Annotated in this window: 12 protein-coding genes; 5 read left to right on the plus strand and 7 right to left on the minus strand. The window is 59.3% G+C overall.

Annotation, left to right across the window (positions count from 1 at the left end):
- Nucleotides 1-30: 30 nt before the first annotated feature.
- Together LPW13_RS05525 and LPW13_RS05530 are read right to left on the minus strand one after the other, a co-directional pair.
- The gene (locus LPW13_RS05525; protein WP_230438435.1) at nucleotides 31-1,185 is read right to left on the minus strand and encodes a sigma-70 family RNA polymerase sigma factor; all 1,155 of its coding nucleotides are present in this window, start codon (nucleotides 1,183-1,185) and stop codon (nucleotides 31-33) included.
- Between the two features lie 219 nt (nucleotides 1,186-1,404).
- A complete protein-coding gene (locus LPW13_RS05530) occupies nucleotides 1,405-1,857 on the minus strand; it encodes a hypothetical protein (protein WP_230438436.1) in 453 nt (150 codons plus the stop codon).
- Between the two features lie 167 nt (nucleotides 1,858-2,024).
- Here LPW13_RS05530 and LPW13_RS05535 point away from each other — a divergent pair, with 167 nt between their 5' ends.
- A complete protein-coding gene (locus LPW13_RS05535; protein WP_230438437.1) occupies nucleotides 2,025-2,330 on the plus strand; it encodes a hypothetical protein in 306 nt (101 codons plus the stop codon).
- Between the two features lie 103 nt (nucleotides 2,331-2,433).
- On the opposite strand, the gene murQ is transcribed toward LPW13_RS05535, so the two are convergent.
- The 5 genes from murQ to LPW13_RS05560 form a co-directional block, all read right to left on the minus strand.
- Nucleotides 2,434-3,375, minus strand: a complete 942-nt coding sequence (gene murQ / locus LPW13_RS05540) for an N-acetylmuramic acid 6-phosphate etherase (RefSeq protein WP_230438438.1) — start codon at nucleotides 3,373-3,375, stop codon at nucleotides 2,434-2,436.
- Nucleotides 3,376-3,633: 258 nt separating this feature from the next.
- Nucleotides 3,634-4,389 carry a YciK family oxidoreductase gene (locus LPW13_RS05545; protein ID WP_230438439.1) on the minus strand — a complete coding sequence of 252 codons (756 nt, stop codon included), beginning with the start codon at nucleotides 4,387-4,389 and terminating at the stop codon, nucleotides 3,634-3,636.
- Nucleotides 4,390-4,467: 78 nt separating this feature from the next.
- Nucleotides 4,468-5,136: an HAD family hydrolase gene (locus tag LPW13_RS05550; protein WP_230438440.1), complete on the minus strand. Its 669-nt coding sequence runs from the start codon at nucleotides 5,134-5,136 to the stop codon at nucleotides 4,468-4,470.
- Between the two features lie 30 nt (nucleotides 5,137-5,166).
- Nucleotides 5,167-5,871 (minus strand): bifunctional 2-polyprenyl-6-hydroxyphenol methylase/3-demethylubiquinol 3-O-methyltransferase UbiG, encoded by a 705-nt coding sequence (gene ubiG / locus LPW13_RS05555; RefSeq protein WP_230438441.1) that lies wholly within the window; start codon nucleotides 5,869-5,871, stop codon nucleotides 5,167-5,169.
- A 203-nt stretch (nucleotides 5,872-6,074) separates the two neighbouring features.
- Nucleotides 6,075-7,406: a TRZ/ATZ family hydrolase gene (locus LPW13_RS05560; RefSeq protein ID WP_230438442.1), complete on the minus strand. Its 1,332-nt coding sequence runs from the start codon at nucleotides 7,404-7,406 to the stop codon at nucleotides 6,075-6,077.
- A 315-nt stretch (nucleotides 7,407-7,721) separates the two neighbouring features.
- Here LPW13_RS05560 and gyrA point away from each other — a divergent pair, with 315 nt between their 5' ends.
- The 4 genes from gyrA to LPW13_RS05580 all read left to right on the plus strand — a co-directional run bounded on the left by gyrA (nucleotide 7,722) and on the right by LPW13_RS05580 (nucleotide 14,973).
- Nucleotides 7,722-10,310, plus strand: coding sequence for a DNA gyrase subunit A (gyrA, locus tag LPW13_RS05565; RefSeq protein ID WP_230438443.1), 2,589 nt, complete (start codon nucleotides 7,722-7,724; stop codon nucleotides 10,308-10,310).
- A gap of 189 nt (nucleotides 10,311-10,499) precedes the next feature.
- A complete protein-coding gene (gene serC, locus LPW13_RS05570) occupies nucleotides 10,500-11,579 on the plus strand; it encodes a 3-phosphoserine/phosphohydroxythreonine transaminase (RefSeq protein WP_230438444.1) in 1,080 nt (359 codons plus the stop codon).
- A gap of 34 nt (nucleotides 11,580-11,613) precedes the next feature.
- Nucleotides 11,614-12,723 (plus strand): prephenate dehydratase, encoded by a 1,110-nt coding sequence (gene pheA / locus LPW13_RS05575; RefSeq protein WP_230438445.1) that lies wholly within the window; start codon nucleotides 11,614-11,616, stop codon nucleotides 12,721-12,723.
- Nucleotides 12,724-14,973, plus strand: a complete 2,250-nt coding sequence (locus tag LPW13_RS05580; protein ID WP_230438446.1) for a bifunctional prephenate dehydrogenase/3-phosphoshikimate 1-carboxyvinyltransferase — start codon at nucleotides 12,724-12,726, stop codon at nucleotides 14,971-14,973.
- Nucleotides 14,974-15,011: the final 38 nt, after the last annotated feature.

The raw sequence follows: 15,011 nt of genomic DNA on the forward strand, positions 1-15,011 counted from the left end.
GCCTTTAGCGGGGCGAAAGCTGGGCGCGGGTTAACGCCATTGCCGCTTGAGTTGCCGCAAAGCGTCGGAGTGCAGTTGCCGGGCGCGTTCCTGGCTGAGCCCCAGTTGTTCGCCGATTACCCTGAAGGAGCAATCGCGATCCGATATCAGCCCATAGCGCAGGCTCAGCACGGTACGCTGTCGTGGTGGCAGTCTGGAAACCGCTTCCCGCAGGCGTTCTGCGAGCTCCTGATTGGATACCAGCTCATCGGTATTGAACAGTTCATTGGCCGGTGCGTAATCCAGTCGGGTGCTGTTTTGATCATCGGAGATCGGGTCGTCCAGTGAGCCGGTGGGGCCTGGTAATTTCAACAGGCTTTGCACCCGCTCCAGCTCCAGTCCGGTTTCCCTGGCAATATTCTCGTCAGAAGCAGGGAGCCCTTCCGAGCGCACTTCGTTGATGGCGCGGTAAATACTGCGCAGGTCATCCTGCACATTGGCGGGCTGACGAACGATATCGTCGTTACGCCGCAGCGTCAGCTGTATTTCCTGCTGAATCCACCAGTAGGCGTAAGTCGAAAAGCGATAGCCCATTTGTGGTTTGAATCGCTCGATCGCTTTCATCAGCCCGACGTTGCCTTCCTGGATCAGGTCGATAAAGGGAACAGATGGATTGCGGAAGCGCTTGGCGATGGCGATCACTAGGCGCAGATTACACTGGATAAGCTTTTTGCGATTCGCGCGGAAGCGTCTCATCAGGCTGAGCAGGCTGCTGCGGTCGCGCTGGGAGATATTTCCCTGCGCCAGCAATGCTTCCGCTTTGGCAATGATCAGCCCGTGATCGTAGGCGCCGGTACTGCCGCGCTGTTCTACCCCCTCGCTGCGCAGTTCAACCAGCTCCACGCCACGTTTTTGCAGCAGCGCGATAATCTTGTCTTCCAGTTCCCGCAGCATGCAGGTGGTGGTGTGCTCTTCCTCCGGGGTCAGGAGATCCAGGCGGTAGAGGTGCTTGAGGTAGTTCTGCATCGGCGTACTGACGTTCTCCGCGATGGGTTCGTCAGACGCAGCGGGCTCGTCGTCGAAAAGTGCGCGGCCCGTCGGGGTGGGTTGCACCGGGGGTTCCTGGGTGAGGTCATCCCCGGCGATAGCGTTGCTAGTATCCTTCAGCCATTCATCATCCCTCGAGTGAATATTGACTCGGGACAAGATTCTGAACCTTATGCTGAGGCTGAACAGCGCAGCAGTCCCGCGCCACTCAGCAAGCCGTAACAATACCGGCGTCATCCCTGCGCAGGATTACCGCATGGCGTGTAATTTCCCATGCGGTCTCTCTGAATATAGACGAGGGTTGATTTATGCGCCGGTCAATGTGTGACTGGCGGGTATCTGGAGTGCAGACTTTGGTGGTGCGGGCGCGGGTCAGATTCAGTTGAGTCGTTTGACCCTGACCGATCGGCCGCCACGGGTCTTGCGCATCAGGAATGAGCCAAAGGCACCGCGTTCTACTTCCACCTGTTCGCCGCCTTTCCAGATAACCCGGCCGCTACCTACCTGCCGCCAGATCTGTCCGTTGTCGAGCCGGAAGGTATATTTGCCGTGAGCACCTTCTTCTGCCTCGGTGATGATCGCAGTGATGATGTCTGGCGCTTCTTCGATCGCGGCTCTCTGCTCCTGGCCAAACTGCTGTTCAGCATGTTGTTGCAGATTGCCGGTAAGCTTGTCATAACAGGCGAGGCGTTTGCTGTCATCGCTGAACTGGGCGCAGGTATGCAACTGGCTCTGGAGCGTGTCTGCACTGGCGGAGACGCAAAATGACAGTGTCAAAGGGAATGCGAGGGGAAGTGCCAGGGAGAAAATCTTGGAAATGGTGTGTCGCATATTGTCAGTTCCGGTAGTTGAGTTCTGTAGTTTATCGATTTTTGGGGGGTGCCGGCCGATCAAATTGTGTTTTCCGTCACAATGCGGCATTGGGGAGCATGGAACAATGATTGTGCGTTGCGTTAAACAATAATCACAAATAACACACTCTCAATCAGGGGTAGAAGATGAAAAAGCTCATTATTCCCGCTATCGCCATTGCTGCTGTGGGTGGATATCTTTATTACACCAATCTCGAAACTTCCGCACCGGAAATGGCCAAGGACGCAAGTCGAGAGGAGGCGATCGCCAATGAGATGGAAGCTGCAGTAGCGGAAGCTCAGGACACAGATGTCGAAGTTGCTGAAGAGATGATGGCCGCAGCGGACGGCGATGTATTTGCCGATGTGCCGGAAGCCATGTCTGACAGCGCCGAAGACGTTATGGATGAAGTTGCGGAAGCCGCTGAGGAAATCGATCACGCCAGCGAATAGGCTCGCGGCGCCAGATCGTTTCAATAGATACCCGATCAACCTGCTCCGGTGATCGGGTGTTTTTTGTCCGGAGTAGAACGGCGGGCGGTAACGGTAAATGTTGTCAGACGGCGTTTTTCTGACCGTCGTTGTCCAGTTGCTGCAATGCCAGTCGCAGAAAGCCGTTTGCACGCGCCAGGGCGGCTTCCGCAGGAGCGCGCTCGAGACCGCTTAAAATCATCATGATCGCCAGCTTGGCATTGTGCTCGCTATCGGCGAGCACCCGATCGGCCTCCTCGTAGCTGACACCCGTTGCCTCCATCACGATGCGGCGGGTGCGGTCCACCAGTTTCTGGTTGGTGGCTTTCACGTCCACCATCAGGTTGTAAAAGCTCTTGCCCATGCGGATCATGCTGGCGGTGGTGATCATGTTCAGCACCAGCTTCTGTGCGGTACCGGCTTTCATGCGTGTGGAGCCGGTGAGTACTTCAGGGCCTACTTCCGGCAAAATGGCGATATCCGCTTCCTCCGCAATGGCGGCATTCCTGTTGCAGGCCAGTGCCACCGTGGCGCAACCGAGACTGCGCGCATACCGCAACCCGCCGACCACGTAGGGTGTACGGCCACTGGCGGCGATGCCGACCACGACATCTTTGCCGCTCAACTGAATCTCTTTGAGGTCGGACGCCCCGAGGGCTGGATCGTCCTCCGCGCCCTCCTGAGCCCTGTGCACGGCAGCCTCGCCCCCGGCGATCAGAGGGATCACCATGCCCTCGGGGACGCCGTAGGTGGGAGGGCACTCCACGGCATCCAGCAGGCCGATGCGCCCGCTGGTACCTGCACCCATATAGATCAGCCTCCCGCCCTTTTCAAAAGCGGTTACCGTGGCTTCTACGGCTCGGGCGACCTGCGGTAGTACGCCGCGCACCACGGTGGGCACCTGAGTATCCGCCTCATTGATTTTCTCCAGGATACCCATGGTGGGTAACAGGTCGATATCGAGGGTATCCGGGTTGCGGGACTCACTGGTCAGCCCACTGAGGTCGTCGAACAGCCGATTTTTCATGTATCCCCTTGTTCACGGTCCCAGACCTGCAGGGGGACTGGGCGGTTGCGGGTAGCTATGCGCGAATTATTGGATTTTAATCACGGGAGGGGGTGGGTTCACAGTGAAACTATCCCGCGGTTCAGTTGAATCGTGTGCCGGGTGAGGAGAATGAGGAGCAGGATGAGAGGTGGGAGAGCTGGGAAAGACGGAAGAATAAGCAGCGCTGCTGAACTAATCCAGATAATCCCGCAGCGCTGTTTTCCGGCTCAGGTCTCCTCAGCCTTGTGCATTGAACTGTTTGCCGCTGACCCCAACACTGTCGGCACCCATCAGGTAGAGGTAGGTGGGCATGATGTCTTCCGGTGTCGCCACGGTCTTGGGGTCTTCAGCCGGGTAGGCCGCAGCGCGCATATTGGTGCGGGTGGCGCCGGGATTGATGCTGTTGACGCGTATATTCGATACGCCTTCCACTTCGTCGGCCAGCACCTGCATCAGGCCCTCGGTGGCAAACTTTGATACAGAATAGGCCCCCCAATAGGCGCGGCCCTTCAGGCCTACACCGGAACCGGTAAAGATCACCGAGCCGGAATCCGATGCTTCCAGCAGCGGCAGCATGGCCTTGGTGAGACCGAAGGCAGCGTTGACGTTCACCTGCATCACCTGCTGCCAGGTGGCGTAGTGGTAGTTGGCAATGGGGGTGCGCTGCCCGAGCAGGCTGGCGTTGTGCAACAGGCCGTCCAGGCGACCGAACTCCTGATCCACTCCCTGGGCAAGGTACTCCAGCTCTTCCCAGCGCACACCGGAGAGATCGACTGGCAATATCGCAGGTTTGGCGCCGCCAGCGGCTTCAATTTCGTCGTACACCGCTTCCAGTTTGGCGGTGGTACGGCCCAGCAGGATCACGGTGGCACCGTGGGCCGCATAGGTTTTGGCGGCTACGCGGCCGATGCCGTCGCCGGCGCCGGTTACCAGGATGATCTTGTCTTTCAGCAGGTCTGCGGGGGCGGTGTAATCGGTGATGGTTTCAGACATCAATAATCGGGCTCATTTTGCGATGGGGTTGATATGTTTGGACCAGAGCTGTGCGAACCGGGCGTGGTCAGCGCTGAATCAGCCCTGTTTCAGGTACTGCTGCTGCAGCAGTGGCCAGATTTCTCCGGCATTGTGGACCAGGTGGTCGGCGTTCCAGTTTTCGGGATCGTCTTCGCAATCAATGTAGCCATAGCTGCAGGCGATGGTGGGCATGCCGGCGGCGCGCCCGGCAATGATGTCGCGCTCGTGGTCACCCACATAAATGGCTTCCGACGGATCGCAGCCAATGCGGCGGCAGGCGAGCAGAATGGGCTCGGGGTCCGGCTTGCGATTGGTGACGTCATCCGGGCAAATGATGGCACCCGGTGTCGGCAGGTGGGTAAATGCCTTCATCAGCGGGATGGTGTAGGCAGACGGTTTGTTGGTGACGATGCCCCAGGCAATCTGGTTTTCCGCCAGTTGATGGAGCAGCAGTTCAATACCGGGAAAGGGGACGGTGTGACTGGCCAAGTGTGCGAGGTACAGATCCAGCAGGCGCTGTCGCAGTTCGTCGTACCCGAGCTCTCCTTCGTCAACCCCGAACCCGAGGCGCACCATGGCGCGCGCGCCATTGGAGACCACTTCGCGAATGGTGGTGTCCGCCAGTGGCGGTAGCTTTTCCTGTTCGCGCAGTTGATTGAGCACGACGACAAAGTCGGGTGCGGTGTCGAACAGGGTGCCGTCCAGATCAAATAATACTGCTTTCATTCGCGGGTACTTCTGATTTATTCAGCTGCTTTATTCAGCGGGTCGGGTGGCGTGTATCAGGTAGTTGACGTCCACGTCTTTCGGGTCGAGCTTATAGCTGCGCGTCAGGGGATTGTACGTCATCCCGGTGATGTCGCGGGTTTGCAGGCCGGCTTCCCGCCCCCAGCGCCCGAGCTCTGACGGGCGGATGAATTTGCCGTACTCGTGGGTGCCTTTGGGGAGCATGCGCAATACATATTCTGCACCGACGACGGCAAACAACCAGCCTTTGGGGGTGCGGTTGATGGTGGAGAAGAACACCTGGCCGCCGGGTTTGACCAGTTGGGTACAGGCGCGGACGACGGAGGCCGGATCGGGCACGTGCTCGAGCATTTCGAGGCAGGTGACGATGTCGAAGCTCTGGGGCTGCTGTTCGGCGAGTTCTTCGACGGCGATGCGGCGGTAGTCGATGTCGACGCCGGTCTCCAGCGCGTGCAATCTGGCGACGTTCAGTGGGGCTTCGCCCATGTCGATGCCGGTCACCTCGGCGCCGCGTTGGGCCATGGCTTCGGTGAGGATGCCGCCGCCGCAGCCGACGTCGAGCAGTTTCTTGCCGGCGACGGGGGCGCGCTGGTCGATGTAGTTGGCGCGCAGCGGGTTGATTTCATGCAGGGGTTTGAATTCACCCTGCTGGTCCCACCAGCGGCTGGCCAGTTGTTCAAATTTGGCGATTTCCGCCGGATCTACGTTGGTCATCAGATAACTATCGCCATTGTCAGTGCTTTATATGGCCCTGTGGCGGGAGTACAGGCGGGGGCTTCTTGCGGGACACGCCGTGAACCCATCCATGGGGGCTCGGCTGCGGCCGTCCTGGCCGCAGACGGTCCCGCAAGAAGCCCCCGCCTGCACTCCCTTCAATTTTGGGAGTCTCACTTCGTCAGCAAATCCGATAATCGGACTCAGCTGCCAAGACCGGCAATTCTATCACGCCAAACCCCGGCCCGTTGCTGCAGCTCTGCTTCATTCAATGTGGTCAGCCTGCGCTCGTCCAGCAGCTGCCTGCCTGCGACCCAGACATTGCGCACATGGTGCCCATTGGCGGTGTAAATAAGCTGTGACAGTGGGTCGTGCAGGGGTTGCTGCTCCAGGGCGCTGAGGTCGATGGCACACAGATCGGCGGCTTTGCCTACTTCCAGGCTGCCGGTGATGTGATCGATGCCGAGGGCTTTGGCGCCGTTGATGGTCGCCATGGCCAGGGCCTGGTGGGCGGGCAGGGCGGCGGCATTGCCGGAGACGGCTTTGGCCAACAGGGCGGCGGTGTTGGTTTCCAGAAGCATGTCGAGGCCATTGTTGCTGGCGGCGCCGTCGGTGCCGATGGCGACATTGACGCCGGCGTCCAGCAGGCTGGCGACGGGGCTGAAGCCGGAGGCGAGCTTGAGGTTGGAGCGGGGGCAATGGGCGATGTGGGCGCCGGTGGTTTGCAGCAGTTTGATATCGCTGTCGTCGACCGCTGTCATATGGACGCAGAGCATTTCTGGTGACAGCAGGCCGAGACGGTGCAGGCGCTGGGTGGGGCGCTCGCCGGTTTCCGCGAGGGCGCGCTCCACTTCGCCGGCGGTTTCGTGCAGGTGCATCTGTACGGGCATCTGCAGTTCGCTGGCATAGATGGCAATTTTCTTCAGCGTTTCGTCGCCCACGGTATAGGGGGCGTGGGGGGCAAACGCGAGGCCGATACGCGGGTGGGAGCGGTAGTCGTCCCGGAGCGCGAGGCCTTTTTCGAGGGCGTCGTCGCCGTTGCGGGACCAGGCGTTGGCGAAGTCGAGTACCGGGAAGGCGATTTGCGCGCGCATGCCGGCGTCGCGGGCGGCGGCGGCACTGGCTTCCGGGAAGAAGTATTGGTCCGAGAAGGTGGTAGTGCCGCTGCGGATCATTTCTGCCATGGCGAGGCGAGTGCCGTCGGCGATCATCTCGGGGCCCACCCATTGTTGCTCCGCGGGCCAGATATGGTCTTCCAGCCAGGTCATCAGCGGGTGGTCGTCGGCAAAACCGCGCAGCAGGCTCATCGCGGCGTGGTTGTGGGTGTTGATCAGGCCGGGGATGACCAGTTGATCGCCGAGGCTGTGTTCATTTGCTGCCGCAAAGCGGTGGCAGGCCTCACTGCGAGGCAGCAGGGCGGCGATCTTGCCGTCGTTTATGGCGATGGAGCAGTGTTCATATAGACGCTGCTCCGGTACCACCGGGATGATCCAGCGTGCGTGAATCAGGGTATCGATTGGTTGTTTATTAGGCACTCAGGTGTTGCTCCCTTTGATCGGCTTGTGGATCGCATTGATCGTCGCTGATCGATTTTTGTTCCTTTCCCATTCTTGTTTCCGGGCTCAGACTTTAGCCGCGAGGGTCCGCGTGAACAAGTCTGCGGAAACCGTCCACCTGCGCGCCACTCCAACAACAGTTGTGGTAGAATCGCCCGCTTGATCGGGGCTGCGACCAGTCAGCCCCCTCGGTTTCCCCAGCCTGGTGCCACGGTGGTGCTGTAACCCCAGAGACGGGGTCTGCCCCTGGGCCAGAATGGCGGGCGGCGTTAACGATAAGGAATGCCTGAAAATATGGGCGAAATAGCCAAAGAAATTTCTCCGATCAATATCGAAGAAGAGCTGAAGCAATCCTACCTTGACTATGCGATGAGTGTAATTGTGGGTCGTGCGCTGCCGGATGTGCGCGATGGCCTCAAGCCGGTGCACCGGCGCGTACTCTTCGCCATGAACGAGCTCAAGAACGACTGGAACAAGCCTTACAAGAAGTCTGCCCGTGTGGTGGGTGACGTAATCGGTAAATACCACCCGCACGGCGACAGTGCGGTATACGACACCATTGTGCGGATGGCGCAGCCGTTCTCCATGCGATATACGCTGGTAGACGGCCAGGGTAACTTCGGTTCTATCGATGGTGATAGCGCGGCCGCCATGCGTTACACCGAGATCCGCATGGACAAGCTCGCCCACGAGCTGCTGTCGGATCTGGATAAAGAAACGGTCAACTTTGTCGACAACTACGATGGCTCCGAGCAGATGCCGGAAGTGTTGCCATCGCGGGTGCCGAATCTGCTGGTCAACGGCTCTTCCGGCATTGCGGTGGGCATGGCCACCAATATTCCGCCTCACAACCTGAGTGAAGTGGTGCGCGGCTGCCTTGCCCTGATCGACAACAGTGAGCTGTCCATCGACGAGCTGATGGAGTTTATCCCGGGGCCGGATTTCCCTACCGGCGCCATCGTCAATGGTCGTGCGGGCATTCTGATGGCCTACCGCACGGGGCGCGGTCGTATCTATATCCGCTCCAAAGCCGAGGTCGTGCGGGATGAGAAGACCGGTCGCGAGACCATCATCATCCATGAGATTCCGTTCCAGCTGAATAAGGCGCGCCTGATCGAGCGCATTGCCGAACTGGTCAAAGAAAAGAAAATCGAAGGCATCTCCGAGCTGCGCGATGAGTCGGATAAAGACGGGCTGCGGGTCGTCATCGAGCTCAAGCGCGGTGAGCTGGGCGATGTGGTCCTGAACAACCTCTACGCGCAGACCCAGCTGGAAAGTGTGTTCGGCATCAATATGGTGGCGCTGGTGGATGGCCAGCCCAAACTGCTGAACCTGAAGCAGCTGCTCGAATACTTTATCCGTCACCGCCAGGAGGTGGTCACCCGCCGTACCGTGTACTTGCTGCGCAAGGCGCGGGAGCGTGGGCATATCCTTGAAGGCCTGGCGATTGCAATTTCCAATATCGATCCGGTGATCGAGCTGATTAAATCCTCTGCCACGCCTGCGGATGCGCGCGAGGCGCTGTTGGCTAAAGGTTGGCCGGTTGGGGATGTTCAGCAGTTCCTGGAGCGCGCCGGCGCCGATGCCTGTCGCCCCGACGACCTGCCAGAAGAGTTTGGTTTGCAGGAGGATGGCTATTACCTGTCTCCGGCCCAGGCGCAGGCAATTCTGGAATTGCGGCTGCACCGTCTGACCGGCATGGAGCACGACAAGCTGCTGGCGGAATACAGCGAGCGCCTGGAGCAAATCGCAGAATACCTGGAGATTCTCGGCAGTCCGGAGCGCCTGATGCAGGTAATCCGAGAAGAGCTGGAAGTGCTGGAGAAAGAGTACGGCGACGAGCGCCGCACCGATATCGTCGCTTCCCGTCAGGATCTGTCCGTAGAAGATCTGATTACCCCGGAAGACAAAGTGGTGACCATCTCTCACGGTGGTTACGCCAAGAGTCAGCCACTGGCGGATTATCAGGCGCAGCGCCGTGGCGGTATGGGTAAGTCGGCAACCCAGGTGAAAGACGAGGACTTCGTCGAGCACCTGCTGATTGCCAACTCCCACGACACTATCCTGTGTTTCTCCAATAAGGGTAAGGTCTACTGGCTGAAAGTATATGAAGTGCCCACCGCCGGCCGCGCGTCCCGCGGCCGTCCGATGGTGAATATGCTGCCGCTCGAGGATGACGAGCGCATCAGCAGCCTGATGCCGGTTTCCGAATACGACGAAGATCATTTCATCTTCTTTGCCACCGCCAAGGGCACCGTGAAGAAGACCCCGTTGACCGCATTCTCCCGTCCGCGGAGCGTGGGCCTGCGGGCCATTGAGCTTGAAGACGGTGATCGCCTGGTGGCGACCGCAGTTACCGATGGCAAGCGGGATATCCTGCTGCTCACCAGCGCCGGCAAGGCGGCGCGATTTGCGGAAGAAAATGTGCGCTCCATGGGGCGTATCTCCCGCGGTGTACGCGGTATCCGCATGGCTGAAGGTATTCACGTCATTGCCATGGTGATTCCGGAAGAGGGCGGCTCGGTGATGATGGTGACCGAAAAGGGTTACGGTAAGCGCACGGCCACCGATGACTTCCCCACCAAGGGGCGTGGCAACCAGGGGGTTATCGCTATCGCAGAGAGCGAGCGCAATGGTGCCCTGGTCGGCGCCTGTCAGGTTCATCCGGGTGAAGAAATCATGCTGATTTCCGATCAGGGGACATTGGTGCGTACTCGTGTGGATGAAGTCTCTGTGCTCGGTCGCAACACCCAGGGTGTGCGTGTGATTCGCCTGAAAGAGGGTGAGCGCATGGTCGGTCTGGCGCGTATCGAGGAGGCTGAGGATCCCGATGCCGAGGGTGGTGACGGTACTGGTGACGACAGCGGCGCTGTCGAGGAGTAACTCCTGATCTGCTGTAACCCTGAAAAGGCTGCGATGATTCGCGGCCTTTTTTGACTTTGGCCTGGCTGAACCGTTAAAGCTCGAAACCCCTGTAATAACACAGGTTCCCTTTGTGGTTGCTGGCTTTCGATATTTGCCGGATTTATAGCGTTTTAATTCAAGTCTGTTTTCTTCTGTGGAAGTGAATCAATGAGGAAGTTTAATTTCTGTGCGGGGCCCGCTGCGTTACCGGAACCGGTACTGGCGCAGGCGCAACAAGAGCTGCTGGACTGGCAGGGCCTTGGTTGTTCGGTGATGGAAGTGAGTCACCGGTCCCCAGAGTTTACCGCCGTGGCTGAGCGTGCGGAGCAGGACCTGCGGGATCTGATGGCAATCCCCGATAATTATAAAGTGTTGTTTTTGCAGGGCGGTGCCACCGGTCAGTTCAGCGCAATTCCCTGGAATCTATTTGGTGGCGGCAGCAAGAAGGCCGACTACATCCATACCGGTCAATGGGCGAACAAGGCGATCAATGAGGCGCGCCGCTACGGTGAGGTCAATGTTGTCGCCAGTTCTGAAGATCGCAATTTCTCTTATGCACCGACCGCGGATGCCTGGCGGGAAAGTGATAACGCAGCCTATTTTCACTACACCCCGAACGAGACCATCGGTGGTGTGGAGTTTCCGTATATCCCGGATGTGCAGAGCCCGCTGGTAGCGGATATGTCTTCCACCATCCTGTCTCAGCCCATCCCGGTGGAGAAGTTCGGGTTTATTTATGCGGGCGCGCAGAAAAATATCGGTCCCTCCGGCATCGCCGTGGGCATCGTGCGCGAAGACCTGTTGGATCGGGCGCTGCCGGATATTCCCCGCAGCCTGAGCTGGAAGATTGCGGCGGAAGCGCAGTCCATGGATAACACGCCGCCGACATTTGCCTGGTATCTGTCTGGTCTGGTGTTCCAGTGGCTGAAGGCGCAGGGCGGCGTTGAGGCAATGGCCGAGCTCAGTTTGAAAAAGTCACAGATGCTGTATGACTTTCTTGATCGCAGCGGGTTTTTCTCCAGCCCGGTGCAGAAAGAGAGTCGCTCCCGGATGAACGTGCCGTTTGTGTTGGCAGATGCGCGCCTGGATCAGCAGTTCCTGAAGGAGTCTGAAGAGGCCGGGTTGCTGAACCTCAAGGGGCACCGTTCTGTAGGCGGTATGCGCGCGTCCCTGTACAACGCCGTTCCCGTTGAAGCCGTGGAAGCGCTGGTAGCGTTTATGGCAGATTTCGAGCAGCGCCACGGTTAAAGAAAGCGAGTGAATTGATAAATAGGCGAGAGTTATGTCTGAAGATAAACCCGAGCAAGTGAAGCGCCTGCTGGAATTGCGTGACCGCATCGACGGTATCGACAGCGATATTGCGCGCCTGATTTCCGAGCGCGCCAACTGCGCGCTGGAAGTGGCGGAAGTGAAAAAGCACAGCGGTGAAGGCGAGAGTGCGCTGTATTACCGCCCGGAGCGGGAGGCGCAAGTGTTGCGGCGTGCGATGGAGCGCAATCCCGGGCCGCTGACCAATGAAGAAATGGCGCGACTGTTTCGTGAAATCATGTCCGCCTGTCTCGCACTGGAAGAGCCGGTCAAGGTGGCCTATCTGGGGCCGGAAGGCACTTTTACCCAGCAGGCGGCTCTGAAGCATTTCGGTCACTCTGCGGTATCCAAGCCTCTGGCGGCGATCGACGAAGTGTTCCGCGAGGTGGAAGCGGGTGCGGTGAACTACGGTGTGGTGCCGGTAGAAAACTCTACCGAGGGTGTGGTCAATCACACTCTGGATAGCTTTATGACTTCCAACCTGCAGGTTTGCGGGGAGGTGGAATTGCGGATTCACCAGCACCTGATGATCTCCGATATTACGCGCAAAGATTCCATCACCCGGATTTATTCCCACGCCCAGAGCCTGGCACAGTGTCGCAAGTGGCTGGATTCCTATTATCCGAATGTCGAACGCGTTGCAGTCGCCAGTAATGCGGAAGCGGCCAAGCGGGTAAAAGGTGAGTGGAATGCGGCGGCAATCGCTGGTGATATGGCCGCGGAGCTGTACGGGCTGAAAATCCTGTCGGAGAAAATTGAAGACCGTCCGGATAACTCCACCCGCTTCCTGATTATCGGCTCTCAGGCAGTGCCAGCCAGTGGCGACGATAAAACCTCGCTGATGGTTTCCATGCGCAACGAGCCGGGCGCATTGCACGACCTGCTGGCGCCGTTCCAGAAACACGGTATTGATCTGACCCGAGTGGAGACCCGTCCGGCGCAGTCCAGCAACTGGACCTACGTGTTCTTTATCGATTTTGTCGGCCACCGCGACAGCGAGAATGTCGCTGCGGCACTAAAGGAAGTGGGTGCTGGTGCTTCAGACATCAAAGTATTGGGTTCATACCCCCGCGGAGTGTTGTAAATGACAGTCGCCAGACAGGAGGGTGTCGGTCGCCTGGTGGTTGTAGGGATTGGCCTGATTGGTGGCAGTCTTGCCCTGGGACTGAAAGCGGCCAGCGGCTGCCGCGAAGTGATTGGTGTCGCCCGGCGCGTGGAAACCTGCGAGCAGGCGGTGGCATTGGGTATCGCCGATCGTGCAGTGACAGATGTTCGCGAAGTGTTGCCCGAGTTGGAGGCTGGCGATGTCATTTTTGTGTCAGTACCCACACTGACGGTGGAGGCGATCTTTGCGCAGTTGAAAGATCAATTGCCTGCAGGCGTCACCGTGACCGATGGCGCCAGCGTCAAAGGCAGTGTGATCGCGGCGGCGAGAAAGGTCTGGGGAGAGGTGCCGGAATTCCTGGTGCCGGGGCACCCGATCGCCGGCTCAGAGCAGAGTGGGGTTACCGCAGCCCGGGATGATCTCTATATTGCCCACCGGATTATTCTCACCCCCGCGGAATCTACCGGCGCGGCGCACCTGGGGCGTATCGATGCGATGTGGCGCGCGGTTGGTGCCGAGGTGCTTACCATGCCGGTGGCCGAGCACGATGAGGTGCTGGCGGCCACCAGCCATCTGCCCCATGTGATTGCGTACGGGCTGGTGGATACCCTGGCCCATGACGCGGAGAACGAAAATATCTTCCGCTACGCCGCCGGTGGTTTTCGGGATTTCACTCGTATCGCCTCCAGCGACCCGGTCATGTGGCGGGACATCATGCTCGCCAATCGGGATGCGATTCTGAAATCCATCGATCTTTACACCTCCAACCTGGAAGCTCTGCGCGGCGCCATTGCCAGCGGCGACAGCGAGCACCTGATGGGGGTTTTCACCCGGGCCAAGGCGGCGCGGGACCATTTCACAAAAATGCTGGCCAAAAAAGCGTACACGGAAACTATGGAAGTGAAGGATGTAACTTTTGTCGCCCATCCGGGCGGCGCGGTAAATGGCGAACTGCGGGTACCGGGAGACAAATCCATGTCTCACCGTTCCATCATGCTTGGCTCCCTGGCGGAAGGTGTGACCGAAGTCGAAGGGTTCCTGGAAGGCGAAGATGCGCTGGCTACCTTGCAGGCATTCCGCGACATGGGGGTGGTGATCGAGGGGCCTCACAATGGTCGGGTTACCATCCACGGTGTCGGCATGAATGGTCTGCAGGCACCCCCGGGACCACTGTACGTGGGGAACTCCGGGACATCCATGCGCCTGTTGGCGGGCCTGCTCGCCGGGCAGCAGTTTGACGTCACGCTGACCGGCGATGAGTCCCTGTCAAAACGCCCGATGAATCGGGTCGCCAACCCCCTGCGCGAGATGGGTGCAGTCGTGGAAACCGGAGAGGGTGGTCGTCCGCCGCTGAAGATCCGCGGCGGCAAGACCCTCAAGGCGATTGATTACCCATTGCCGATGGCAAGTGCCCAGGTGAAGTCCTGTGTGCTGCTGGCCGGTCTGTATGCCGAGGGCGACACCAGCACCACGGAGCCCGCCCCCACGCGGGATCACACCGAACGTATGCTGGCAGGCTTTGGCTACGATGTCCGCCGCGATGGCGCCCGCGCCTGTGTCACCGGTGGCGGTAAGTTGACGGCCTGCCACATCGATGTGCCGGCCGATATTTCCTCCGCGACCTTCTTTATGGTGGCGGCCTCCATTGCGCCCGGGTCCGACGTGCTGCTGGAGCATGTGGGTATCAACCCTACCCGCGATGGTGCCATCAATATCCTGCGGGCGATGGGTGCCGACATTACTCTTCAGAATCAGCGCGAAGTGGGCGGTGAGCCGGTGGCGGATATCCGCGTGCGTTACGCACCGCTCAAGGGGATCCGGATCCCGGAAGACCAGGTGCCGCTGGCGATCGACGAATTCCCGGCCATTTTTGTGGCCGCGGCCTGTGCTGAAGGCGAGACAGTCCTCACCGGTGCGGAAGAGTTGCGGGTGAAGGAAAGTGACCGTATCCAGGCCATGGCGGATGGCTTGAAGGTGCTTGGCATCAATGCCGAGCCCACCCCGGACGGTATCGTCATTCAAGGGCGCGGCGGTCAGGGTAGTGCGGAGGTCTTTGCCGGTGGTGAGGTGGATAGTCTCGGCGATCACCGGATTGCGATGTCATTTGCCGTGGCGGCCTTGCGTGCCGGGGCAGAAATCCGCATCCTCCACTGCGCCAACGTAGCCACCTCCTTTCCGAATTTCGCAGAACTGGCGGGTCGGGCAGGAATGAAGCTGACAGTAAGCTGACGCTACCGCGGTGTTCGGGCCAGTCGGCGGGAATCGGA

The organism is Microbulbifer celer (genome assembly GCF_020991125.1).
GTDB classification, from domain to species: domain Bacteria; phylum Pseudomonadota; class Gammaproteobacteria; order Pseudomonadales; family Cellvibrionaceae; genus Microbulbifer; species Microbulbifer celer.